General features: G+C 64.8%; 26 protein-coding genes. 8 read left to right on the top strand and 18 right to left on the bottom strand.

The genetic code is table 11. The features are described 5' to 3' along the window. Window positions 1-191 precede the first annotated feature (191 nt). Complete coding sequence (locus tag HKD27_RS12775) at window positions 192-2,249, bottom strand: ParB/RepB/Spo0J family partition protein (RefSeq protein ID WP_194689797.1); 2,058 nt, start codon at window positions 2,247-2,249, stop codon at window positions 192-194. A gap of 392 nt (window positions 2,250-2,641) precedes the next feature. Here HKD27_RS12775 and HKD27_RS12780 point away from each other — a divergent pair, with 392 nt between their 5' ends. Then, window positions 2,642-2,836 (top strand): hypothetical protein, encoded by a 195-nt coding sequence (locus tag HKD27_RS12780; protein ID WP_007400124.1) that lies wholly within the window; start codon window positions 2,642-2,644, stop codon window positions 2,834-2,836. Between the two features lie 12 nt (window positions 2,837-2,848). Next, the gene (locus HKD27_RS12785) at window positions 2,849-4,519 is read left to right on the top strand and encodes a recombinase family protein (RefSeq protein WP_194689798.1); all 1,671 of its coding nucleotides are present in this window, start codon (window positions 2,849-2,851) and stop codon (window positions 4,517-4,519) included. A gap of 30 nt (window positions 4,520-4,549) precedes the next feature. Here the strand turns inward: HKD27_RS12785 and HKD27_RS12790 are convergent, their stop codons facing one another. The 7 genes from HKD27_RS12790 to HKD27_RS12820 all read right to left on the bottom strand — a co-directional run bounded on the left by HKD27_RS12790 (window position 4,550) and on the right by HKD27_RS12820 (window position 8,373). Continuing rightward, complete coding sequence (locus HKD27_RS12790) at window positions 4,550-5,230, bottom strand: DUF4410 domain-containing protein (RefSeq protein WP_194689799.1); 681 nt, start codon at window positions 5,228-5,230, stop codon at window positions 4,550-4,552. Beyond that, window positions 5,227-5,595: a hypothetical protein gene (locus tag HKD27_RS12795; protein ID WP_194689800.1), complete on the bottom strand. Its 369-nt coding sequence runs from the start codon at window positions 5,593-5,595 to the stop codon at window positions 5,227-5,229. The genes HKD27_RS12790 and HKD27_RS12795 overlap by 4 nt, the downstream gene beginning before the upstream one ends. A 37-nt stretch (window positions 5,596-5,632) precedes the next feature. Next, window positions 5,633-5,992 carry an EF-hand domain-containing protein gene (locus HKD27_RS12800; RefSeq protein WP_194689801.1) on the bottom strand — a complete coding sequence of 120 codons (360 nt, stop codon included), beginning with the start codon at window positions 5,990-5,992 and terminating at the stop codon, window positions 5,633-5,635. A gap of 72 nt (window positions 5,993-6,064) precedes the next feature. Then, window positions 6,065-6,616 carry a glycine zipper family protein gene (locus HKD27_RS12805; RefSeq protein WP_194689802.1) on the bottom strand — a complete coding sequence of 184 codons (552 nt, stop codon included), beginning with the start codon at window positions 6,614-6,616 and terminating at the stop codon, window positions 6,065-6,067. Window positions 6,617-6,743: 127 nt separating this feature from the next. Beyond that, window positions 6,744-7,196 carry a periplasmic heavy metal sensor gene (locus HKD27_RS12810; protein ID WP_194689803.1) on the bottom strand — a complete coding sequence of 151 codons (453 nt, stop codon included), beginning with the start codon at window positions 7,194-7,196 and terminating at the stop codon, window positions 6,744-6,746. After that, complete coding sequence (locus tag HKD27_RS12815; RefSeq protein ID WP_194689804.1) at window positions 7,193-7,705, bottom strand: hypothetical protein; 513 nt, start codon at window positions 7,703-7,705, stop codon at window positions 7,193-7,195. Before HKD27_RS12815 ends, HKD27_RS12810 begins: the two co-directional genes overlap by 4 nt. After that, window positions 7,702-8,373, bottom strand: a complete 672-nt coding sequence (locus tag HKD27_RS12820; RefSeq protein ID WP_228518514.1) for a sigma-70 family RNA polymerase sigma factor — start codon at window positions 8,371-8,373, stop codon at window positions 7,702-7,704. Before HKD27_RS12820 ends, HKD27_RS12815 begins: the two co-directional genes overlap by 4 nt. Window positions 8,374-8,510: 137 nt before the next feature. Here HKD27_RS12820 and HKD27_RS12825 point away from each other — a divergent pair, with 137 nt between their 5' ends. From HKD27_RS12825 to HKD27_RS12835, 3 genes are read left to right on the top strand one after another with little or no spacing between them, the layout of a single operon-like run. Further along, window positions 8,511-9,179, top strand: a complete 669-nt coding sequence (locus HKD27_RS12825; RefSeq protein WP_194689805.1) for a DUF4410 domain-containing protein — start codon at window positions 8,511-8,513, stop codon at window positions 9,177-9,179. Between the two features lie 32 nt (window positions 9,180-9,211). Then, window positions 9,212-10,612, top strand: coding sequence for an ATP-binding protein (locus HKD27_RS12830; protein ID WP_228518515.1), 1,401 nt, complete (start codon window positions 9,212-9,214; stop codon window positions 10,610-10,612). Window positions 10,613-10,655: 43 nt separating this feature from the next. Next, window positions 10,656-11,084, top strand: a complete 429-nt coding sequence (locus HKD27_RS12835; RefSeq protein ID WP_228518516.1) for an ester cyclase — start codon at window positions 10,656-10,658, stop codon at window positions 11,082-11,084. A gap of 63 nt (window positions 11,085-11,147) precedes the next feature. On the opposite strand, the gene HKD27_RS12840 is transcribed toward HKD27_RS12835, so the two are convergent. From HKD27_RS12840 to HKD27_RS12880, 9 genes are all read right to left on the bottom strand, one after another. Beyond that, window positions 11,148-11,549: a DUF6691 family protein gene (locus HKD27_RS12840; protein WP_194689807.1), complete on the bottom strand. Its 402-nt coding sequence runs from the start codon at window positions 11,547-11,549 to the stop codon at window positions 11,148-11,150. After that, window positions 11,546-11,977, bottom strand: a complete 432-nt coding sequence (locus HKD27_RS12845; RefSeq protein ID WP_010665739.1) for a YeeE/YedE family protein — start codon at window positions 11,975-11,977, stop codon at window positions 11,546-11,548. Before HKD27_RS12845 ends, HKD27_RS12840 begins: the two co-directional genes overlap by 4 nt. Before the next feature lie 123 nt (window positions 11,978-12,100). Next, window positions 12,101-12,292: a hypothetical protein gene (locus HKD27_RS12850; protein ID WP_010665737.1), complete on the bottom strand. Its 192-nt coding sequence runs from the start codon at window positions 12,290-12,292 to the stop codon at window positions 12,101-12,103. A 10-nt stretch (window positions 12,293-12,302) separates the two neighbouring features. Continuing rightward, entirely contained in the window at window positions 12,303-13,439 is a 1,137-nt protein-coding gene (gene cydB, locus HKD27_RS12855) for a cytochrome d ubiquinol oxidase subunit II (RefSeq protein WP_010665736.1), read from the bottom strand. A 14-nt stretch (window positions 13,440-13,453) separates the two neighbouring features. Then, window positions 13,454-15,079, bottom strand: coding sequence for a cytochrome ubiquinol oxidase subunit I (locus HKD27_RS12860; RefSeq protein WP_194689808.1), 1,626 nt, complete (start codon window positions 15,077-15,079; stop codon window positions 13,454-13,456). Window positions 15,080-15,168: 89 nt separating this feature from the next. Next, on the bottom strand, window positions 15,169-16,866 hold the full coding sequence (cydC, locus tag HKD27_RS12865; protein ID WP_018307985.1) for a thiol reductant ABC exporter subunit CydC: 1,698 nt from the start codon (window positions 16,864-16,866) through the stop codon (window positions 15,169-15,171). Then, window positions 16,863-18,548, bottom strand: coding sequence for a thiol reductant ABC exporter subunit CydD (cydD, locus tag HKD27_RS12870; protein WP_010668599.1), 1,686 nt, complete (start codon window positions 18,546-18,548; stop codon window positions 16,863-16,865). Before cydD ends, cydC begins: the two co-directional genes overlap by 4 nt. Window positions 18,549-18,836: 288 nt before the next feature. After that, window positions 18,837-19,238, bottom strand: a complete 402-nt coding sequence (locus tag HKD27_RS12875) for a helix-turn-helix transcriptional regulator (RefSeq protein WP_010668598.1) — start codon at window positions 19,236-19,238, stop codon at window positions 18,837-18,839. Continuing rightward, a complete protein-coding gene (locus HKD27_RS12880; RefSeq protein ID WP_010668597.1) occupies window positions 19,235-19,891 on the bottom strand; it encodes a peroxiredoxin in 657 nt (218 codons plus the stop codon). The genes HKD27_RS12875 and HKD27_RS12880 overlap by 4 nt, the downstream gene beginning before the upstream one ends. 106 nt (window positions 19,892-19,997) lie before the next feature. Here HKD27_RS12880 and HKD27_RS12885 point away from each other — a divergent pair, with 106 nt between their 5' ends. The 3 genes from HKD27_RS12885 to HKD27_RS12895 are packed head-to-tail and all read left to right on the top strand — an operon-like array spanning window position 19,998 to window position 23,440. Next, a complete protein-coding gene (locus tag HKD27_RS12885; RefSeq protein ID WP_010668596.1) occupies window positions 19,998-20,924 on the top strand; it encodes an MBL fold metallo-hydrolase in 927 nt (308 codons plus the stop codon). A 55-nt stretch (window positions 20,925-20,979) separates the two neighbouring features. After that, window positions 20,980-22,665, top strand: a complete 1,686-nt coding sequence (locus HKD27_RS12890) for a bifunctional protein tyrosine phosphatase family protein/NAD(P)/FAD-dependent oxidoreductase (RefSeq protein WP_018307987.1) — start codon at window positions 20,980-20,982, stop codon at window positions 22,663-22,665. A 1-nt stretch (window position 22,666) separates the two neighbouring features. Next, window positions 22,667-23,440, top strand: coding sequence for a sulfite exporter TauE/SafE family protein (locus HKD27_RS12895; RefSeq protein ID WP_010667964.1), 774 nt, complete (start codon window positions 22,667-22,669; stop codon window positions 23,438-23,440). A 112-nt stretch (window positions 23,441-23,552) separates the two neighbouring features. Here the strand turns inward: HKD27_RS12895 and HKD27_RS12900 are convergent, their stop codons facing one another. Further along, on the bottom strand, window positions 23,553-23,987 hold the full coding sequence (locus HKD27_RS12900) for a CopG family transcriptional regulator (protein WP_026200066.1): 435 nt from the start codon (window positions 23,985-23,987) through the stop codon (window positions 23,553-23,555). Between the last annotated feature and the right edge of the window lie 44 nt (window positions 23,988-24,031).

Consider the following 24,031-nt stretch of genomic DNA (forward strand, 5'->3'; position numbering starts at 1 on the left):
TCGTCCATATTATCGATCCGACCAATCAGGCTGGATGAAATGCTTGTAGGCTACGTCAGTTCTCGGGAAGTCTGGAAGCCTGATCGAATGACGGGAAGGAGGCGTAAGCAGAAGGACTGCCAAGTAACATGACAGTATGAAAAATGGTGGCTCCCGGAGACCGGAAGCCGCCATTTTCATTCAAGGAAATGCTATTCCGCAGCAACCGCCGCAGGCCCATCTGCTGAGTAATCGGGGACTTCGTCATTTTTCATCTGCGCGAACAGTCCTTTCGTGCGCAGTGCCTCTGGCAACCAGCCCGAACCGTCCAGAAGCTGCTCGGCAGCCTGCGCCATGTCGGCCTTTTTCAAATGTGCGATGCGGTCAGCAGCCTCGTCACCGCGCGCTTCACGCACGGCTTCGAGGATGCGCGCCTTGGTGACACGGCCGAGATAATTCTCCACCGTCGGCTGCCAGCCCGCTTCGGCCAGGTCGAGCCGGAGCGCGATGGCGAGCCGGTCGGCGCGAGCCAGCCGCTCCCTGACGCTACGTGCCAGAGACGGACCATGGGATGATTCATGCAGCGCATTGATCCCAAAAGACAGGCAATGCGCCAGCAAGGCCAGGCGGCTGGTATCGTCCAGCCCATCCAGCCACTGCCAGAGTGCGTCCTCGTCCTCCGGCAGATCGTGCTTCCAGCCCTCGTTGCGCTGGCGCAGTGCGTGGGCCGGAATACTGCCCGGCATGTCGGGGGAATGGGTCGACAGCGGGATTTCCCGGACATAGGCTTCCAGGCAGTCCGCGCCCGAGACCTGACAGTAGACGTCACGCACCAGCGTGTGGAGCAGTTCGGTCAACGCGATATGCGGATTGGCCGCAAACGCATCGCGCAGAGCCAGCGTGCGCCAGGCCGTCAGTTCGGTCAGCAGGCGATCGGAAAGCGGCTTCAATCCGTCTTCTTCCTCGGGCTCGGCGTCAGGTGCGCCTTCCCTTCCGTCCCCTTCGACGTCGTCGCCCGCGCTGTGATGGATGATCGCGTCATCATCACCCTCGGGTGCATCGTGGCGGTCCTCAGATTCGGCCAGCACGTCTTCCGGCCGGACGAAGCCCCGTTCGACCAGCAGCGTGCCGTCCGTATCCAGGCTGACGAAGGCACCGGCCCGGGCCATGTCCGCCGGATCGAAGGATACCGGGGGTTCTTCCAGCGCCTCAATGGCCTGCTCGATTTCACCGAGGCGTAAGTCGACTTTCTCCGGGAACTCGTCGGCCTGCGCGTATTCCGCCTCGATGGTTTCCTGCTCGCTGTGCAGCGCAGTCAGACGGGTGGCTTCTTCCTCCGAAATGGCAACAGGCGTGCCTTCGATCTCCGCGAAGTCCCGTGTGTGCCCCCAGGGGAAGGACAGCGCCGTTTCGACCCATTTCCAGCCTTCGGCGCGGATCTGTTCGGCCGCGCCAGCCAGTTTGTCCATCACCAGCCGGTCGAGAAGAGTGGGATCGTCCAGCCAGCCGCCATCGTCAGCCTCGAACAGGTCGCGCATGACATGGCCACCGGCAGCGAGATAGGCGTCCAGCCCGACGAAGCGCACGCGGCGATCCGATGCGCGCACGGTTTTTTCCGTCAGCATGCGGCGGATCAGATAGGGCTCGCGATTGTGGCTCTGGGCAATAATCTCCCAGACCTGCTCCTGCCGGGCATGGTCATCGCTGATGGAAAAGGCCATCAACTGGTCGAGCTTCATGCCATCCTGCTCATAGATCTCAAGCAGCTTGTCTGAGACGGTCATGAGCCGCAGGCGCTGCTTGACCACGGCTGGCACGACGAAAAACACGGCGGCGATCTCTTCCTCGGACATGCCCTTCGCCAGCATGTCGCGAAAGGCGCGGAACTGGTCCAGCGGATGCAGGGCCACGCGCTGGACATTCTCGGCCAGGGAATCATCCTCTGCGAGAATGGCCGATCCGGCCTCGCGCACGACACAGGGCACCGAGGCCGTCTTCACCAGTTTCTTCTGCGTCACCAGCAGTTCAAGGGCGCGGAAGCGGCGGCCGCCAGCCGGCACCTCGTAGGAACCTGTCTCAGTCCCGTCATCGTTCAGGACAGGGCGGACGTTGAGGCTCTGGAGCAGGCCGCGGCGTTCGATGTCGCGGGCTAGTTCCTCGATCGACAGGCCGGCCTTCACACGCCGCACGTTGGACTGCGACAGCACCAGCTTGTTGAAAGGGATATCACGGGACGCATTGAGGGCGATTTTCTGGATGGCGCTCGCCATGGCGGAACACTCCGTGACAGACGGGCGGAAGCCTCTCTCCCACCCCTGAATCCGTCACGAAAACCCCACTTTCCTCTTCCTCTCTCCCGGCCCCACCGGAGACCAGATCGCATCCGCGGAATGGCACGAACACGACTTTACGGAAGCTCTCTCTGCGCCAGTCGATCTGCGATTCGACACGCACCACGGCAAATTGCGACTATTATAGTCGCTATCTCACCAATTTGTGATAGCGCCGACCACGATAGCCGTGAATGTTCGTGACTATCCCGAAGCCCTCTTCCTACGATCCATCTCTTTGTTTCCGTGTATTTTTCTGTTCACGTATAGCCCGTCCGACATCCAAAGTGCCGTCAGAGCCAGGCAAAGGTCCATGCAGAAAGGACGGGAAGATGGCACGCCAACGCGATACGATAGCTGGCAAGCTGCGGCTCGTTCTCGACGCCCCGGACGCCAACGTGACACCATTACGCAGTGGAGCCGATCCGCGGCTGGTCAGTCTGGTCCGGCTTCTGGCCCGTCAGGCCGCGCGGGATTTCGTCAACGCTGAAGTGGAGGCCGCGAGGCGACGCGATCTCCAGGATTAGGGAGATGGGATTGTGAAAGTCGCGCTCTACGCCCGCTATTCCTCCGAGAACCAGCGCGACGCCTCGATCGAGGACCAGTTGCGCCTCTGCCGGCTTCACGCCGAAAAACAGGGCTGGACGATCGTCGACAGCTATACCGACCGGGCGATCTCGGGCGCCTCCCTGCTCCGCCCCGGCATACAGGAACTGATCCAGGATGCCACACGCGGCCGCTTCACGATCGTGCTGGCCGAAGCCATGGACCGGCTGTCACGCGATCAGGAGGATATCGCCGGCCTGTTCAAGCGGATGACCTTCTCCGGCGTGCGGATCATCACCCTTTCCGAAGGCGACGTCACACACCTGCATATCGGCCTCAAGGGTACGATGAACGCCCTGTTCCTCAAGGATCTTGCCGAGAAGGTCCGGCGAGGGCTGCGCGGGCGGGTCGAGGACGGCAAGTCCGGCGGTGGCAATTCCTATGGCTATGACGTGGTGCGCCAGTTTGACGCGAAGGGTGAGCGCATTCGCGGCGACCGGACCATCAACGAGGACGAGGCCCGTACGGTCAGACGGATCTTCACCGATTACATCCGTGGCAAGTCGTCGCGCACGATCGCGATGGAACTGAACCGGGATGGTGTTCCAGGCCCGCAGGGACGCGAATGGGGACCGTCCACCATTCATGGCAATCGGGAACGCGGCACCGGCATCCTCAACAACGAAATGTATGTCGGGCGTCTGGTCTGGAACCGGCTGCGCTATCTGAAGGATCCCGATACCGGCAAGCGCGTCTCACGCCTGAATCCTGAATCCGAATGGGTGATCCAGGAGGTGCCTGAGTTGCGGATTGTCGCGCAGGATCTGTGGGATGCCGTGAAGGCGCGCCAAGCCGAAACAACCTTCAGCCAGCCGGAACGGGGCAACGAAGCGCTCAGTGAGCGGCGCCGTCCGCGCCATCTCTTTGCCGGGCTCATCCGCTGCGGCTGCTGTGGCGGTGGCTACAGCATGATCTCGAAAGACCTGCTCGGCTGCTCGACGGCGCGCAACAAGGGCACGTGTGACAACCGCCTGAACATCCGTCGCGACGCGCTGGAAGCATCGGTCCTAAGCGGACTGCGGACGCATCTGATGGAACCGGAGTTGTTCAAGGAGTTCTGCAACGAGTTCACCCGCGAGGTGAACCGACTGCGCATGGAGCACGGCGCCGATTTGGTGGCCATGAGAGCAGAATTACCTCGTATTGATCGGGAACTGGCAAAACTTCTAACGGCGCTCAAGGCTGGCGGACCAATCCAGGCAATCGTCGACGACATGAAGCGGTTGGAAGCACGCAAGGCCGAAGTCACAGAGCGTCTGGCCAACACGGAGGAGCCGCCTCCCCTTCTCCATCCGAGCATGGCGGAGATCTACCAGCAGCGGATCGCGTCTCTCTATGAGAGCCTTCAGGCCGAAGAGACAAAGACCGAGGCAGCCGAACGACTGCGCACACTCGTCTCAGAGATCACGCTTCAGCCGGCCGACGGCGAACTGGCGATCGTCCTGCGCGGTGACCTAGCGGCGATCCTGCAGTTTGCGGCACACAAGAAAAACGCCACGGTCCATCCGGACAGTGGCGTTCTCGATGCGTTCGTATCGCAAGTATCGTTGGTTGCGGGGGCACGGTCTGGCCGATACCGACACACGCTCGAAATCGCGATTTGAGTGGCTTGGAAAAGGACTGGGACAACGGAATTATTCGCTTCCCACATTTTCAGGCGGCAACCATCCGTTCGCTCGATAGTACTCCACCATTTTCTTGACGATAGCTTTTGCGGTCCTGTCCGCGTCTTCATGGCCGTCGCTCAACGCCTCCTTTGTGATGGCACGCGCGCTGTGGATGCCAAACCCGATCGGGTTCCAGGCGCTGACGATGACCCCAGGCATGGAACCGCTATCGGCCTTGACGGTAAAGTCCAGAAGATCCGTCAATTGTGTTCCACGTTCATCATATAATATAATATGGGATTGCAGGCGGCTTTTGCCGGTCCCGAAGCCGACCAGTTCACGCGTCCAGGCACTGCCAGCCTGGAGTGTGCCGATATCGACCACGAGCGCAAGTTCACCACCGTTCGCATGAGGCGTCGCCTCCGATGGGTCGGCAGGGTAAGCGACGATATGTGCCTTCTCCAGGCTTTTCGCCAGGCCAGCGGCCAAAGCCTGCGTGTTGCGATCCAGGCGCGGTGCATTCTCCGTCGTCCGGGGCATGCTGGTCGTCACGGTCACGGCAACCGGGGCGACAGGTTGTCTATCGGTCATGGTCACGGGATTCTGGACGTGAGCGCCGGCACAGGACGTGAGGAGCAGAACCGCTCCGATCACCGGGAATTTTCCTGCGACCGCCGTGGAGCGGCCCTTCAAAAAGAACGGCGTCATGGTATCGGGCGCGCCGGATACACATAGGCAGGAGCGGGCGCTACGATGACCGCAGGCGGATAGACGACCGGGCGCGGTGCGACATAGACCGGATAAGGATAACCGTAAGGATAGGGATAAGGATGCGCTGCCGCACCGATCGCGGCACCCGCCGCGACGCCGGCCGCAACAGCCCCCGCCCCGCGCCAGGGGGCGTAGCAGCAGGGACCGGGCACCGGGTGAACATATGGGCCGGGCGTATGCACCGCAGCCACGCCGCCATGCGGCCCCCAGTAGGTCGCTGTTCCGGCTCCGGCCGGAGCGGCGAAAGCGATGGAAGCCGCGATGCTGATGGCGCCACCAAGCGCATGAGAGATTTTTGACATTCTTTTCCTCCAATATTCAAGGTCGCTTTGTTTTTCTTCAGGACTGCGGATGCCAGTCGTCGGGCGTCAGATATCCTTTGCCGCTGGTATCCATCTGGGCGAATTTTTCGTCGAGCCGTGCCTTCTGGTCCTCGGGCGCGAGCCGGCTGAACATGGCGGCGCGCATGCCGCCGGACGACGCCATCCGGGCCTTGGCAAACGCCTCGAATTCATCTTGCGAGATGTGCCCGTCGTGATTCGCATCAGCTGCCTGGAAGCTCGCCATGCGTCGGTCGCCGGAACCGTCCTGCGCGAACGCCATGTCACTCAGAGCCGGTCCGACCATGCCCAGGATGAGAGGTGACAGAAGAGCAAAAGCTCCGATCCTGATCGCGAACTCTTTGAAAGCGTCGAACATGCTGACCTCCGTTCGATTGTCCAATGCTGTTACGGACGGAGAACCGGAATACGACAGCGTCGACACGAATTTTTAAGGACCGACAGGCACCGGGTAGATCACGGCTGGTGGCGGATAGGCGATAACGGGCGGCGGTCCATAGGCCATCGGTGGTGGGGGCAATTGCTCGCCATGGCCGACCATGCATTGGGCATACGCGCCGTCATAACGATGCTGGAGCGTCTGGCTGGTCTGCCGCGCGCGACCCGCCCCGATGACCGAACCGAGCAGGAGGCCGCTTCCCGCACCGATCGCTGCGCCGTTCCCGGCGTTGCCGGTCACGCTTCCGAGCAAAGCGCCCGAAGCGGCGCCGACGCCAGTGCCGAGAACGGCGCTTTTCAGGCCGCTCGATGCAGCACCCTGCGACGGCGTCTCGCCCGTCTGCGTCTGTGCGTAGAGACGGCATTGGGCGTCATTCTTCTGGAACGTCGCGAAGTTTTCGTCGGGACGAGGCATGACCGCGAAACTCGGTGCGACCGGAGCGGGCGAGGTGCATGCCGCAAGCGTGAGAGCGCCAAGCAGGGGGATCACGGTCCGCCCGTAGGAGAAGAGTGGCTTACGCGTGGAGAATTGTCTTTGAAACATGAAGCCTGACCCACCAGGGTTGAGGTAGAAACCATGGTCGCGCTGGCGACCATGCGTTCTACGGACGACGGATCGGCGTCCCCCGGATCAGGCGTTTCAGCTGTATCCTTCTTCGTCAAAAAATGGATCAGAGATCCGGCCGCTGGTGTGGCGCGGCATTGACCAGCGCACGACGCCCCGCTGGAGACAGACGGCCCATGGCCTCGACCAGAGCGTCACTGAACGTGCCGACGAAGACATTCCACGCGGCCCGCCATTGTTGCATGGCGGCGCGTGTCGCCACCGGGTCGAATTGCGGCGCCAGCAATTGACGGTCGATTTCCGCGCGGGCCAGCGCGAGGTTTTCCTGTGCCTGGGCATAGCGTGGCGCTTCCTGGCGCAATACCGTGCGAAAAGCCTCCGCGTCCTTTGCATCGAGCCGAGACGTCACATGCTGCAGAACGCGCATGAGAACAGGTGCATTACCCTCACGATGGCGCAGATATTGACCGCCGACGACGGCAACAAGAAAGAGATTCAGCAGAAGCGAACCGACCAGCAGCCATCGGCGAGGCCCGCCGTTCGCGTCGTAAAAAATCATGATCCGCCACCACTTACTGGAATCACAAGTAGCGAATTGAACAGGTCGCCCGCCCCGCCGGACGACTGCACCCATCCCAGCCACAGACCACCTGTCACGGCAAAGGCGCAGCCGAGTACCAATCCCGCGCGACGGACGACGACAAGGCCGTCTACTGTCATCGCCCAGGCTGGCTGCGCGCGTGGCCGATGGAAAATAAAGCGCCGCCATCCACGCGATGGGCTCATTTTCCCGCTTTGCTCAGCGATCCGCCCGGCCACGCCTGCGCGCAGGCGCGTCAGGGCGGCATGCGTGTCTTCATGGGCGCTCAGGGCATGCAGTTCCGCGTCCTGAGCGTCGAACGCACGGGCAATGACGGCATCCACCTCCTGCTGTTCCCGCAAGACGGCACGGGCCTCCGGAGACTGTGCGAGAAGCGTTTCCGCCAGTCCACGATCGGCCGCAGACCAGCGGGAGAGATCCGCGCCGTAGCACTCCGCCAGAGTGCGGAATTTTTTCTGCGTCATCATGAGCTTTGCTCCCCTTCCGTGCGTCCATCCTTCCCCAGCGTCTCCCGCAGGAGCGCCCGTCCCCGCGCGAGCAGCCGTTCCACCGCCTTGGCCGAAAGCCCCATGCGGCGTGCCGCTTCCGCGCCGGACAGACCTTCGTCATACACCAGCGCCATCGCCGCCCGTTGCCTCGGCGGTACCGCCTGAAGCGCTGTGACGAGCGCCTGGCGTTCCTGTATCGCATCCAGACGGCTTTCAGCGGACGGTCCGTCATCGGTCATATCGAATCCTTCAGGCAGCGGTTCTGGCTGCTTCCGGCGGGCAAGATCTATGCTGAGATTGACGATGACCCGGTAGAGCCAGGTGGTAAACCGAGCGCGCGAACCGTCGAAATCGCGCGCGTGACTCCATGCCCGCACGAAGGCGTCCTGCACCAGATCCTCTGCCGCTTCGACATTGCGAGTCAGGCGACAGGCCGTGCGCAGCGCATACGGACCATGCCTGAGCACGATCTGATCGAACGCGTCACGATCCCCCATTCCCGACCAGCGCAGAAGATCGTCATCGGACGCCTCGCCATAGCGCCGACGCTCATCCGCCATCGACCGATATCCCGCCCCTGTGTGGCTTGGAGCCGCGCATTCGGCAAGCTGCACGCCGATCACCCTGCTGAAGCGCCATCCTGTCATGCCATTCCGCCGTGTCCGCTGTTGGCGATGATACGGCGAATGATCGACCATCCCCCGCCAGCGGACCAAAATTTTCCAACCACGCATTTTTTTACGCTGGAACCGGGGGAGCAAGCCTTACAGACCGTAACAATGGCATGACACACGCTCATCCTACCTTAGTGATCCGTGGCACGACATTCGCCAAAGTCGCCAGCATGCTGACGTTGCTGGTCCTCGGTGGCTGTGCAGGTGCCACGGTCAGCCACCGCCAGCCTGGCGCCGTGGTTCCGTTCGCCGCCCTTTCCCCGCCGGACGTGGTATTCGTCGCAGTGACGGGACCGGACGCCACGATCTCCCAGGCAGACGCTACACTGGCATCCAGCCTGATCCCGGCCTTACGGAAGGCGGGAATTCCCGCCGCATTGCAGATGCCCGGTATCTCGGACCCGGCATACCCGATCTTACGTGTAACGCTCGCGAGCGTCGATCCGGGTAACGCCATGGAACGCACGATGATCGGTTTCGGTGCGGGACGATCGACGCTCGCCGCCCATATCCGGCTTGACGATCCGCGTCGCGTCGATCGCGCGCCGGCAACCGCCTTCGACATCAACGCCGACAGCGGCCGCAAGCCCGGACTGATCGTGCCCGCGGCGGTGACGCTCGGAACGGCCGTCCCGATCCACATGGCGATCGGGGGTGGCCTCAACCTGCTGCTCGGCCGCCGGCAGGGAACGGACGCCGATCTGCACAACGCGACGGGTGCCATCACGCGCGAAGTTCTCGCCTGTTACCGGGCCATGGGCTGGAGTGTCCCCGCATGAGATTTCCCCGACCAGGATCTCTGCGCGGGCAAATGGCGCTTCTGCTCGGCGGAAGCTCGGTCGTCATGCTGGCAATGGCGGCGGCAGCGTTCCTGACGCTGCGCACTGAGGAACCAATGCCGCCGCCCGGTCCGTGGCCCGACGCCATCGGCATCGCCACCACGCTCCGTGCGATCAAGGCGGTTCCGGCACCGGACCAGTCCGCTATCGCGTCGTCGCTCTCCACGCCCGACCTGATCGTCGTCCTGAACACCGACACGCCTTGTCGGCCAGAAACGGACGTTTTCGCGACACGGACCCTGCGGCGCGCTCTCTATGCACTGGAGATGCCTGCCACGCCGGCACCCCTCGTCATGAATTGCGCAAGTGACGTCTGGCGCCCGGGATTTACCCATGTCAGCTTCGACGTCCCGAGGGCGACTTTTCTCGTCCGCAATTACGCCCGTGTCAGCGGGCCGGGCATGATGCTGGCGACGCTGCCCATCATGCTCTGGATCGGAACGATTGCCGCCGGCACTGCTGTACTGCTGCTATGGTCGGCATGGTCTATCCGCCGCCCGCTGGGACTGTTGGCGGACGCCGTATCGCAGTACGAAGCTCAGGATCGACCCGCACCGATCGATGAGACGGGGCCATCCGAGGTCCGGGGCGTCATCCGCGCATTCAATGCGCTTCAGGAGCGTCTTGCCCGATCGAGTGAGGCACGGATCTGTGCCCTCATGGGTGTCGCGCATGATCTTCGCACGCCCCTGACTCGCCTCGCATTGCGGGCGGAAATGGGTGACGAATATACGCGAAGGGAGGGAATGAAACGGGACATAGGCCTGATGAAACGCATGTTGGACAACGCCATGTCGCTGTTCCGAGGCTATGACGAGACTGAAGAATGGCAAGTCGTCGACCTTGCGGCCCTCTCGCAGGAGGTGAGCGCCGACTTCGTCGCCGTGGACCGCTCGGTGCGGAACCTGACTGAATACCCGATCCTCCTGCGCTGCCAACCATTGGCCATGACGCGGGCACTCGGAAATCTGATCGAAAACGGATGTCGGCATGCGAGTAACGTGTCTGTCACTCTGCGCGAAGAAGATTGCGAAGTCGTCCTGGAAGTCAGCGATGATGGTCCTGGGATGCCTTCACGGCAACGGCGGGCGGCACTGCTGGGAGACACGCGAAAGGTTCCGGATCGCGCCGATTTCGACGGGCATCTTGGTCTCGGCTTGCCGATCGTCGCTGAAATCGTTCGCCGACATCAGGGGCACATGGCGCTGCTCGATGCGAACCCATGTGGCCTCATTGTGCGAATTGTTCTGCCCCGCACGCTTTCTTCAGGTGCGTCGCGGCGGGACACATGGGGGATCGCCGGTACGCCGACATGCTGCGCTCCGATGTCAATGACGGCATCGCCGTTGCGCATTGATGGCGCAACGGGTTGATTCGGCTCCGATACTAAAAAATATCACGATGAAGGCATTGAAAATGCAGAGCGATATCTTGATTGAAGAGAACAAACAGGTCGTACTCGACTTCAACATGCAGGTGATCGTGGCGGGAAACAGGGGCGCCTTCGATGCGCTTATGAGACGAGATTTCGTCAATCGCTCGGCCCCGCCCGGCGTACCTGATGGTCGGGAGAGCCTGTGGAATACCTTCGAGAATATTCTTCGTCCGGCATTGGGAAACCTGACCGTGGAAATACACGACCAGATCGCGGAAGGGGACAAGGTCACGACGCGCAAGACCATCAATGGCGTCCATATTGGACCCTTCATGGGTGTTCCCGCGACCGGCAAGCCCGTCACCATCAACGTTATCGACATCGTTCGCGTGGAACAGGGGCAGTATGTGGAACATTGGGGAATCAACGATCTCACATCGGTTCTAGCTCGATTGAGTAATCCCGCCTGATGCATGAGCGACACGATGCAGCACGGCCGGAGGCCATATGTTCGAAAACGTCGCGACATCCCCTCAGGACAGTGATTCGGCCAACATACCGGCCATCATTGCAACGGCGAACACCAAGCCGCCACCTTGCGCGAGCCCCAGTGACACGATCGCCGGTCCAGGACATAACCCCGCCAACCCCCAGCCGATCCCGAACAATACCGCCCCACCGATGAGGCGGCGATCGATCGCGGTTCGGGTGGGCAGGTCGAAATGTTCGGTGCAGACGGGCCGACTCATCCTGCGCGACAGACGATAACCCAGAAAAGAGACAGAGACCGCGCCGCCCAATACGAAGATCAGGCTTGAGTCCCACGCTCCGGCGAGGTCGAGGAATCCCAGCACGCGCGTAGGATCGACCATACCGGACAGGGCGAGGCCAAGGCCAAACAACAGCCCACAGCCTAGGGCAACGATGATGCTCACGATCCACCCCCTATCAGGTGCCGGGTGACGAACACGGTGATAAACGCCGTGATCATGAAGGTGGCGACGGCCGCCGCCGAACGCCTGGACAGGCGAGCCAGTCCACAGACACCGTGCCCGCTGGTGCAGCCCGATCCCAGCCGCGTACCGAAACCGACCAGCAGCCCAGCCAACACGAGCACGGGCCAGGACGCGGCGATATGGACAGCCGGCCATCTTCCAGTAAAAACTCGATAGAGCGGCCCGGCCAGGAGGAGCCCCGCGATGAAAGCGGCGTTGCCGGCGGTCGCGCGGTTCCGGGGTCCGAGAAGGCCTCCGAGGATGCCGCTGATGCCGGCGACCCGCCCGTCGAGCAGCAGGAAGAGCGCCGCCGAGAGGCCGATCAGCATGCCTCCGCAAGCCGCCTGGATGTCATGCGCCCAGTTCATGCGCGTCTCCTCCTGCCTGTGCTCACGGCAGCAGGCGGCGCGCGCAGGCGACGGCCAGCAGGTAAAGCGCAAGATAGAGCGCGGGAATAAAGAAGATGATGCGTTCCAGATCGCCCAACATGATCAGATCTCCCGTTCCGAAGCCTGTTCATCCTGCGCATCGAGCAGGATGGCGCCGGCGCCGGCGATGAGGATGATCATCACCGTGCCGACTACCCAGGCGAAATACCATGGCCCCTGGTCGCCGACAAAGACGGCGAACAGAAGCGAGACGACCAGGGCGACGGCCAGCCCGGCCAGGCGCATGATGTTCATGACAGGGTCCTTAGTAGCTGTGGGTATCGTGGATGACGTCGGCTGTGCGGACCTTGCCGCGCATGACGTAATAACACCACGATGTGTAGGACAAGATGATCGGCACGAAGATCGCCGCCACCACCAGCATGCAGGCCAGCCCGTAGGCGCTGGCGGTGCTGTTCCAGATCGTCAGGCTCTGGTCCGGCGTGGTGGCGGAGGGCATGAGAAAGGGAAACATCGCGGTGCCGACGGTGCCGATCGTGCCGATCCACGACCCCACACCGGTCCACCAGGCAAGGACCGGACGGTCGGCGCGCACCATCAGCGTGCCGAATAGCATGCAGGCGACGCCCAGAAGCGGGATCAACCACAATGCCGGGTGGGCCTGGAAGTTTTCCAGCCATCCGCCGGCGCTGACAGTGACATGCTGGCCCTGGATCGGATTGGCGGGCATGCCGGGATCGGCATCGGTCAGGCGGAAGCCGTTCAGGCGGCTGATCCACACGCCGCCGGTTGCGAACAGGATTGCAGCGGCGATGCCGCCGCGCATCGCATAGCGCCGCGCGCGACCGTGGATCGGTTCCTCGGAGCGCAGCATCAGCATGACTCCGCCCTGATAGACGCTGAGGGCGACCGACATCAGGCCGCACAGGATCGCGAACGGATTGACCAGGTAGGACAGGAACGATTCGTCCTGGTAATACTGGCCGGTCCAGCCGAAATGATAGCCCACGCCCTCCAGCACATTGCCGAAGGCAGCACCGTAGATGAACATCGGCAGCGTGCCGGAGACCAGGAACGCGACGTCCCAACTGGCGCGCCAGTGCCGGCTGTCGGCCTTGGAGCGGTATTCGAACGCCACCGGCCGCAGGATCATGCTGAACAGCAGCAGGATCATGACGACGTAGAAGACCGAGAACGAGGTGGCGTACAGCGTGGGAAAGGCGGCGAAGATCGCGCCGCCGCCCAGGATGAACCACACCTGGTTGCCGTCCCAGTGCGGGCCGACGATGTTCAGCGCCGTGCGGCGTTCGCCGTCGTTGCGGCCGACGAAGCGCAGCAGCGTGCCCACGCCCATATCCATGCCGACCATCGTGCCCAGCCCGATGAACAGGATGCCGAGGATGGCGGCCCAGACCAGTTTCAGAATTGCGTACGAGTCCATTTTACGAAATTCCCTTACGAAGACAGGGAGGAGGCGATGGAAAACGCATCCTTCCGATCGTGTGCGACGATCAGGTGCGGCCCTTGCGCGCCATGCGCGCCGTGATCGGGGCCGAGGCGGGCGTATTTGAACATCAGGAACAGTTCGGCGGCGATGAAGGCGGAGTAGAGCAGCGCGAAGCCCGCCAGGGAGAAGATCATGTAGCCGACGCTGTGGCTGGAGGCCGACAGGAACGTGGGCAGGCGGTTGAAGACCGTCCAGGGCTGGCGGCCGGCCTCGGCGGTGATCCAGCCGAATTCGGTGGCCAGGATCGGCAGCGGGATCGACCACATGCACAGTTTCAGCAGCAGCCGGTTGCGTTCCAACCGGTTCTTCAGGCTGACATAGGCCGACAGGGCGAAGACGGCGAAGAACCACAGCGACAGGAACACCATGATCCGGAACGACCAGAAGGTGACGAACACGTTCGGCAGGATGTCAGGCTCGGTCTGTCGCACCACGCTGTCCATCTCGGCGGCGGAGATGGCGGTGACGTCCTGGCCGGGGGCGTGGCGCATGGCCAGGAAGCCGAAGCCCATGTCGGCCTCATGCGCCCTGAACAGCGCCAGGTCCGCCGGGTCGTGCCCCTGGCCGTAGCGGCGCAGCGCCGACAGGGCCTGGATGCCCGATGCGATGCGCGGGCCGGCCTGCTCTTCCAGTTCGGTCATGCCGGTGATCGGCGTGTCGAAACTGTGGGCGACCAGCGGCGTCAGCACGAAGGGGACGCCGATTTCCAGATGGTTTTCCTGTCTGGCGTCGTCGGGCAGGGCGAAGGCCAGCCACGGCTCGAACGGCGGCTTGCTGGTGTGCCACAGCCCCTCGATCGCGGCGATCTTGGTGGGCTGGTGTTCGTAGTCCAGCCGGCCCAGCACGTCGCCCAGCGTGATGACGGCGACGGTGGAGATGATGCCGAACAGGGCCGCCATGCGGAAGGAGCGCGCGGCGAAAGCCTTGTGCTGACCACGCAGGATATAGAACGCGCTGATGCCCATGACGAACATCGCCGCCGAGACGTAGCCCGCGACCGACGTATGGACGAACTTGGCCTGTGCGTCGGGGTTGAAGATGACCTTCACCACGCTGTCGAACTGCATCCGCATGGTGTCCGGGTCGAAATGCGCGCCTTCCGGCATGTTCATGCTGGCGTTGGCCACCAGAATCCACAGCGCCGACAGGTTGGAGCCCAGCGCGACCAGATAGGTGATGGCCAGGTGGGCGGGACGGCTGAGGCGGTCCCAGCCGAAGAACATCAGCCCGACGAAGGTGGATTCCATGAAGAACGCCATCAGGCCCTCGATGGCCAGTGGCGTACCGAACATGTCGCCGAAAAAGCGGGAATACATCGACCAGTTGGTGCCGAATTCGAATTCCATCGTGATGCCGGTCGCGACGCCGATGGCGAAATTGATGCCGAACAGCTTGCCCCAGAACTGGGCCATGTCCTTGTAGATCTGCCGGCCGGTGACGACGTACACCGTCTCCATCGCCGCCAGCATGAAGGTCAGCCCCAATGTGAGCGGCACGAACATGAAATGGTAAAGTGCCGTCAGCGCGAACTGGAATCGCGACAGGTCGACGACATCCGGATTGATAAGCTCCACGCTCAATTCTCCTGATTTCTGCAATCTGGTCCGCGCGTTTTCGGCGCGGGGGTCATTGTCGTGTCCTGGGACACGCGGCCGCCGTCATGTCATTGCGGCCTCCTGCGATGTGTCGCGACGTCATGGAAACCGCGATCGGTCATGGCGATCGCCCGGTCCAGAAAGGGCAGGATGGCCGTGCGATGCGTGATGCACAGGAGCGTCGCATCCGGCGGCAGGGAGGCCATGAGGGCGGCCATCACCGCTCGTTCGGTCGCCGCGTCCAGCCCCTCGGTCGGCTCGTCGAGGATCAGCCAACGGGGACGGCGCAGCAGGACGCAGGCCAGCGCCAGCCGCCGGCCCTGGCCGCCGGACAGGCGCAGCCCGGCCTCGCCGATCAGCGTGTCCAGGCCGGCCGGCGCCTGGCGTACGAAGGCGGCCAGTTGGGTGGTTTCGAGCGCCGACCACATCGCGGCTTCATTCGCCGTGGGGCAGGCCATGGCCAGGTTACGGCGGATGCTGCCCTGGAACAGGTGGGCGTCCTGCGCCATGATGCCGACCAGGCCGGGCAGCGCGTCCGGGTCCAGCGCGCGTGCTTCCACGCCGCCGAAGCGGATCGTGCCTTCCTGGTAGGCGTGGAAGCCGAACAGCAGGCGGGCGAGCGTGCTCTTGCCCGCGCCGGACGGCCCGACCAGGGCCACGCGCTCGCCCTGGCGGATGGTGAGGTCGGCGTGGCGCAGGACCCAGTCCTCGTCCGGAGCGTAGCGCATGCCGACCGCGCGCATGTCGAGGTCCAGCGGGGCGACCGGGAGCAGCGACCCGCCGCTTGACGGAGGCGGCAGGGTGCAGGCCGCGCGCATGCGCCGGGCGGCCAGCCTGGCATGGTGGGCCATCTGGCGCGCCGCCGGCAGCGGGGCCACGCTTTCGAATGCCGCCAATGCCCCCAGACCGAGCATCGGCAGGCAGGCGGCGGACAGGAGGCCGGCATGCAGGGCCGTGGATGCGCAGGCCAGCACGCCCAGCGCGGTCAGCATGGCCATTGCGCCGGTCAGGGCCCGCGCGCCGCCCTCGATCGCCGCCAGATGCAGGCGGGCGTGGCGGATCGCCGCCTGTCGGGTGTCGAGGCGGCGGCGCATCGCATCCTCCGCGCCCAGGAAGGCGATCTCGTCCGCGCCTTGCAGGATGTCCACCAGGTCGCCGTGCATCGCGTCCTGCTGGGTGGCGATGCGGGCGGTCGCGCGATCCGACAGCCATCCGGCCGCCAGCGGCAGGAGCACGCCGCAGGTCAGCAGGCCGGTTGCCAGCACGAGGCCGGCCGAGGGGACGAAGGCGCCGACGAGGCCGACGGAGGCCAGTCCGCAGATTGCCGCCGTGACGAAGGGTACGCCGGCATCCAGATAGGCATGGCCCGCGCGCTCGGTGTCCGAGACGAAGCGGAAAAGCTGTTCGCCGCTGCGCTGGCGCGACAGGTGCGCGGGCGGTTGCCGGACCAGCCGGTCGAAGCTCCGGGCGCGGATCTGGCCGACCAGGCCCAGCGTTGCGTCATGGGTCACGACCCGTTCGCCGTAACGGGCCAGGATGCGGAGCGTGGCCAGGAACCGGACGCCCGCCGCCGGCAGGGCCATGTTGAAGGCGTGGGCCGCCACCAGCCCCACCAGCCCGGCGGTGGCCGCCGCCGCCAGCAGCCAGCCGGACAGGGCCAGCAGGCCGATATTCGCCAGAGCCGCCAGGCAGGCCAGGGCCAGCCCGGCCGCCATCCGCCGGCGGATTGGCCGTGTCGGCGCGAACAGGGGGGAGATCTGGCTCATGCTGCCGCCCTTTCGCTGGCGGACAGGGGGCGGATCGTGCCGTCTGCGACCGAAAGCAGGTGATCGGCCTGCCCGATGATCGTCTGCCGGTGCGTCGTGACGATGACGATCCGCCCCGGCACGGCGCGCCGGATGGCATCCGCGACCCGTCTTTCGCTGTCCGGGTCCAGGTCGGATGTCGGTTCGTCCAGGATCAGGATGGCCGGATTGCGGATCAGGGCCCGCGTCAGGGCCAGGCGGCGCGCCTGCCCGCCCGACAGGCGGGCGCCGCGTTCGCCGATGGGCGTATCGAACCCCTGGGGCAGCGCCTCGATGAATGCCAGTGCGTCGGCCTGTGTCGCCGCCGCGCGCAATTGGGCCAGATCGGCGTCCGGAGCGCCCAGGCGCAGGATGTCGGCAATGGTGCCGGACGGCAGGCAGGGGCATTGCGGCACCCAGCCGATCCGGTCGCGCCAGGGGCCTGCGAGCGGCTGCCCCGCTTCACCCTGCGCGACGATATCGCCCGCCGACGGGGCCAGAAGGCCCAGCAGGAGGCGCAGCAGGGTCGTCTTGCCGGCTCCGCTTTCGCCGACCACCACCGTCAGCGCGTTGCGGGGGAACTGGCAGGAGGCATGGGCCAGGACCGGCGCGTCGTCGGTGCCGTAGGTGGCCGAGAGATTGATGCAGGCGATGCCGGCGACCGGCCCGGATGGCGGGGGGGATGTGTTCGTGGCCGCCATTGGCGCCTGAGGCAGGGCCAGCAGGGCGGCGATGCGACGCATTGCGACGGTCGCGTTCTGGCGCGCGTGATAGCTGGCGGAAAAGGCGCGGAGCGGCATGAAATATTCCGGGGCCAGCAGCAGGACCAGAAAGGCGGTGCGAAAATCGGCTTGGCCGGACAGCAGGCGTGCGCCGAACACCACCGCGACCAGGGCGATCGACAGGCTGGCGAAAAACTCCAGCGCCGCCGAGGTCAGGAACGCCACCCGCATGACCGACAGGGTGGTCCGGCGATAATCGTCGGCCATGCGCCCGACGGTGCTTGCGGCCTGGTGCGCGTGGCCGAACAGCCGCAGGGTGGTCATGCCCTGAAGGAAGTCGAGAAACCCGTTCCCCAGCAGCAGAAGCTGGGTCCATTGCCGGTCCATGATCGCCTGCGCGCGATAGCCGACCAGCGCCATGAACAGCGGGATCAGCGGCCCGGTGCAGGCCAGGATTGCGAAGCTCCAGCCGTCCAGGCCAGCCACGCAGCCCAGGATCATCAACGGCATGACGACCATCATCGCGGCGCGCGGCAAGTAGTGGGCGACATAGGGCTCCAGGGCGTCGATCCCGTCGGTCAGGGTTGTGACGGTCTCGCCGGTGCCCAGGCCGGCCATGCGTGGGGAGCCGACCCGCAGCAGGTGGGCCAGTACGTCGGCACGCAGGGCGGCCGTGACTTTCATGCCCGCCGTGACGGCGGCCATGTCCGCCAGCCAGCCCAGGATCGCGCGGCCGGCCAGCAGGGCCGCCAGCCAGCCCGCGCGGCCGGCTTCCTGGCCGAACGGGTGGGCGTGGAAGGTCAGGTTGTCGACGATGCGTGCCAGGACGACCAGTTGCAGCACGAGCATGGCCGCCGCCGCGCCATTCAGGACCACCGCCACGCCCAGCCAAAGGCCGGCGCGCGATGCCAGGCCGCTCAGCCCTCTGTCCGCCGTCCGCATGGGTTGCGCACTTTCACCTGCCGCACGGCAGGATTGGTAATACTTTCATGAGTTATGAAAGTGTAATTTAATATAATTATGAAATTATATGCGGTCAAGGGACCGTGATCGCGTCCCATGCGGAGCTGCGGCCTGCGTGGTGACGGATGGAATTGGGTGGAGTGGGCGCGCGGACGGCCGCTGGCGTTCGCGTCGCACCTGGTGGGCGGCGCGAACGTGCGTTCTGTCGTCAGTATTTTTCGAGGTCGTCCCTGGGGCCGTTATGTGGCCCCGTTGGGATGCCTGGGGTTATTCCCGGCTGGTTGTCGCGCCGACGCGGGCAAAGACGGCCCCGGCTTCCTCGCGCGCGATGCGGGGCGTGTGGGTGATGCCGGGGTGGCTATGGGTGTCTGTGCTGGATTGCGTTGGCCGCATGCCCAGCAGGAGGCGCACCCATTTCTCTTCTTCGGTGTCGGCGAAGCTGTAGAATATGGCGCGGGATTCGCGTTCGGTGCGCAGGATGCCGGCGCGGCGCAGGATGCCGAGCTGCTGGCTGAGGACCGGCTGGCCGATCCCCGTGCTGCTTTCCAGTGCGCTGACGGCGCGGGGGCCGTCGAGCAGTTGGGCCAGGATCAGCAGCCGTTGCGGCTGGGCGAACAGTTTCAGTCGTTCGGCCAGTTCTCGGGCGCCGTCCGCCGTCAGAATGGTCACGCGCGGGCGTCCGGCCGGGTGCGCATGAACCACGCCAGGCCTGCTTCCGCTGCGTCCTGCTGGGTCTGGACGGCCGGCAGGACCGTATCGTGGCCCGGTTGCCAGCCTTCGGGCGTCAGCACGTCTTCCGTCGAGACTTTCTGCAATGCGGCGACCAGGCGCAGCATTTCCGCCACCGAACGGCCGACAGACATTGGGTACCATGTGATGGCGCGAATGATGCCGTCGGGGTCGATGACGTGCACGGTCCGGACCGTGGCGCTGCTTTCCGCCGTCAGGTCGAGCATGCCGTAGGCGCGTGCGATCGCCATCGACGGGTCTTCGATGACGGGGAAGGGGATCGTGACCCTGAACTGGGCACGGATGGCCTCGATCCACGCCAGGTGGGCGGGCAGGCTGTCCACCGACAGGCCGACCAGGGCGCAGTCCAGGGCCTGGAACTGGTCGAAGGCCGTCGCGAAGGCCAGAAATTCGCTGGTGCAGACAGGTGTGAAATCCGCCGGGTGGGAAAACAGCAGCACCCAGTGCCCTCGCAGGTCGCTCAAGCGCAGGCGTCCATGCGTGGTCCGCGCGATGAAATCCGGGGCCTCGTCGCCGATTTTCGGCAGGGATGCGGGCGCGGCGGCGCAGATCGTCGAATCGGAGTCGGTCATGATTCCTTTCATAAATCGCCCGCCAGCCTTGACGCAAGGATGTTTCATTATTAAATAAATTGATATACATTAGTTAAGAATTTTACTTAACAAATGGGAGGCCGTCATGTCCGATTCCGCACTGGAAACCGCCATCGCCCAGGTTGAGAAGGTCGAGCGGGGACAGGCTCCTGCCCCCGTGGTCCGCTCGTTTTTCGATGAGGCGACCTTTACGGCTACGCATGTGGTGCATGACCCCGCCACCCGCCAGGCCGCCGTCATCGACAGCGTGCTGGATTACGAGGCGGCATCGGGCCGGACCAGCCATACCACGGCGCAGAAGGTCGTCGATTATGTGCGGGCCGAGGGGTTGGAGGTGCAATGGCAGCTCGAAACCCATGCCCATGCCGACCATCTGTCGGCGGCCCCCTGGTTGCAGGCGCAACTGGGCGGCAAGCTGGCCATCGGGGCCGAGATCGTGCGGGTGCAGTCGGTCTTCGGCAAGATCTTCAATGCCGGCACCGAGTTCGCGCGTGACGGCTCGCAGTTCGACCGGCTGTTCCATGACGGCGACCGGTTCGCGATCGGCGGGATTGAGGCGATCGCCCTGCACGTACCCGGCCATACGCCCGCCGACATGGCGTTCGTCATCGGCGATGCCGCCTTTATCGGGGATACGCTGTTCATGCCGGATTACGGAACGGCGCGGGCCGATTTTCCCGGCGGGGAAGCGCGTCAGCTCTTCCGCTCGATCCGTCGCCTGATGGCGCTGCCGGACGCGACGCGCGTGTTCCTGTGCCACGACTACAAGGCGCCCGGTCGCGACCATTTCGCGTGGGAAACCACGATCGGTGCCGAGCGGCGGGACAATATCCATGTGCATGATGGCGTGGGCGAGGATGCCTTCGCCGCGATGCGGACCGCGCGCGACGCCACGCTGTCGCTGCCGAACCTGATCATGCCTTCGGTGCAGGTCAACATGCGCGGCGGGCGCATGCCCGAACCGGAATCGAACGGCACCCGTTACATCAAGATTCCGATCGACGCGCTCTGATCGCCATTTTCCGCACGCCTTTTCTCCATTCTCCGCCGACCGGGAATTCCGATCCATGTCCTTTCGTTTCCTGACACCCCAGTTTGCCGTTTCGCCCCAGCTTTCCGTTGCCGACGTGAATGCGGCGGCGTCGGACGGTTTCAGGACCATCATCTGTGCCCGCCCGGATGGTGAGGGGGCCAGCCAGACGCCCTCCGCCGAGATCGAACAGGCGGCGCGCTGCCGGGGGCTGGATTTCCTCGCCATTCCCGTTCGTTCGGGCAGCCTGCCGAGCGACGGGGCGGTGGAGGCCATGCGTGCTGCGCTGGAGCGGATGCCGGGCCCGGTTCTGGCCTATTGCCAGGGCGGGAACAGGGCGGCGCGGCTCTGGGCCCTGGCGCAGGCGGGCAGCATGCCGGCGGATGCTATCCTGGCGGCCGGCCGGACGGCGGGGGTCGATCTGTCCGCGCTGGGCGACCACCTGAACGCCGCGCCGCATGTGCCGCAGCCGGCGACCGGGCGGCCGGGTGCACGACGCTTCAACGTCGTCATCGCGGGTGGCGGTGCGGCAGGACTGGCCACGGCCGCGAGCATCCTGCGCCGCAGGCCGGGTATTGCGCTGGCCATCGTGGACCCGTCGGCCACCCATTATTATCAGCCGGGATGGACCATGGTGGGGGGCGGCATCTTTACGCCCGAACAGACGCGCCGCCCGGAAGAGGGGCTGATTCCGGCTGGGGCGACATGGATCCGTCAGCCCGTGGCGGGCTTTCTGCCGGAGGCGCGTGAAACCGCGCTGGAGGACGGGACGGTGCTGTCCTACGACGTTCTGGTGGTGGCCACCGGCCTGACGCTGGACTGGGCGGCGATTCCGGGCCTGGAGGAGACGCTGGGCAGGAACGGCGTCACCTCCAACTACCGCTACGATCTTGCGCCCTATACCTGGCAACTGGTGCAGGGCCTGTCGCGCGGCAGGGCCCTGTTCACCCAACCGCCCATGCCGATCAAATGTGCCGGGGCGCCGCAGAAAGCGATGTACCTGTCCTGCGATGCCTGGCGGCGGCGCGGCGTGCTGAAGGATATCTCGGTGGGTTTCGACACCGCAACGCCCGCCCTGTTCGGCGTCGCGGCCTTCGTGCCCGCGCTGATGGCCTATATCGAACGCTACGGCATCGACCTTCATCTGCGTTCGAAGCTGGTGGCGGTGGATGGCGCGCGGCGCGTGGCGACTTTCGAGCGGGCGACGGAAGGTGGGTCGGAGCGGGTCGAGCAGACATTCGACATGCTGCATGCGGTGCCGCCCCAGGTGGCGCCGGCGGTGGTCAGGTCCAGCCCGCTGGCCGGGGCTGACGGGTTTGTGGCCGTCGATCCCGCGACGCTGCGGCATGCGACCTTTGCCGATGTCTTCGCCCTGGGGGACGTTGCCGGCACGTCGAACGCCAAGACGGCCGCCGCCGTGCGCAAGCAGGCCCCCGTCGTGGCGGTCAATGTGCTGGCGGCGCTGGACGGCAAGGCGCCCGTCGCGACCTATGACGGGTATGGCGCCTGTCCGCTGACGGTGGAGCGCGGGCGGATCGTGCTGGCCGAGTTCGGTTACGGCGGGCGGCTGGCGCCGACCTTGCCGCTGTGGCTGCTGCGCGGCACGCAGCCGACGCGCCTGGCATGGTTCCTCAAGGAGAAGGTCATGCCCCAGCTCTACTGGCGGGGCATGCTGCGCGGGCGCGAACTGCTGGCCGCTCCCCGGAACGCTTCAGGAGCGTGACATGCCGCCCGACCTGACACATCTGGCGCTCGAGGTTCTCTCCGGTGCGGTGGTTGGCTTCACGCTGGGGCTGATCGGCGGCGGGGGGTCGATTCTGGCCGTGCCGCTGATGGTCTATGTCGTCGGTGTTGCCAACCCGCATGTCGCCATCGGCACCAGCGCCCTTGCCGTTGCGGTGAATGCGCTGGCGGGGCTGGCGCAGCACGCGCGCGCGGGCACGGTCAAATGGCGCTGTGCCGCAATTTTCGCCACCTGTGGCGTTGTGGGGGCGTTCGGCGGGGCGACGTTGGGCAAGGCGATGGACGGCCGTCGCCTGCTGCTGTGCTTTGCGCTGCTGATGATCGTGGTCGGCGTTCTGATGGTGCGCGGACGGCGCAACCAGGGGTGCGCGGGGGCCGCCTGCAATCGTGAGAATGTAGGCCGCGTCATGACCTATGGCCTGGGGACGGGGGCGCTGTCGGGCTTTTTCGGGATCGGCGGCGGGTTTCTGATCGTGCCGGCGCTGATCGCCTCCACCGGGATGCCGATCCTCAACGCCATCGGCACCTCGCTGGTCGCCGTGGCCGCGTTCGGGGCCAGCACCGCTCTCAGCTACATGGCATCCGGCCTGATCGACTGGAACCTGGCCGTGCTGTTCATCGTCGGCGGTATCGCCGGCAGCTTCGGCGGGATGCGTGCGGCGCGGGCCCTGGCCGGTACCACCGGCGCCCTGACTGTTTTCTTCTCTGGCGTTATTTTTTGTGTAGCCACCTATATGATTTGGCGCAGTTTCTAATAGGACGATCCATGATCGCCCGCCTAAGAGTGCCTTGAAGCAGATAAGCGCATGCGCGCAAAGTACGAAGCTTGCGCTTCCTTCTGCAATATCGCCGCGACGTGCGCTCACTTTATGAGCCCGTACCTGCCTCCTTCCGCCCTGCAACATCCCGCACCCGCTCGTTAAGGAACCGCTGTCCCCTCGCCAGCCGCCGGACGAGCACCTCATTGAATTGGGCATACATGTCCGCCGCCCGATCCCTGGCGGCTTCGTTTTCGTTCGCCGGGATGGGAAGCTGATGCCTCATCCAGGCACGGGTATAGAGCGCGAACGCCTCGCCCAGCACGGCGACAGCCTCGTCCACATCGTCGATCCGCCGCCCGAGCCGGTCCAGACGCTTCGACAGGGCGGCATCCCGGCGTCCATCGTCCTCGCCAGAAACCAGCGACAGCACCGCCGCCTCGATCACCGCCGATTTCGACACCTTCCGGCGCTCCGCCAGCGCCTCGACCTGCTTCAGCAGGCCCGGCTCGAAATACACGTTCATCCGCTGCCGTCTGGTCATCGCCGTGTTCCCGATCTGGAGGTCCGATGACAGAGTGCGCTGAA

Origin of the sequence: Gluconobacter sp. R75690 (assembly GCF_015244525.1) — a bacterium.
GTDB classification, from domain to species: domain Bacteria; phylum Pseudomonadota; class Alphaproteobacteria; order Acetobacterales; family Acetobacteraceae; genus Gluconobacter; species Gluconobacter potus.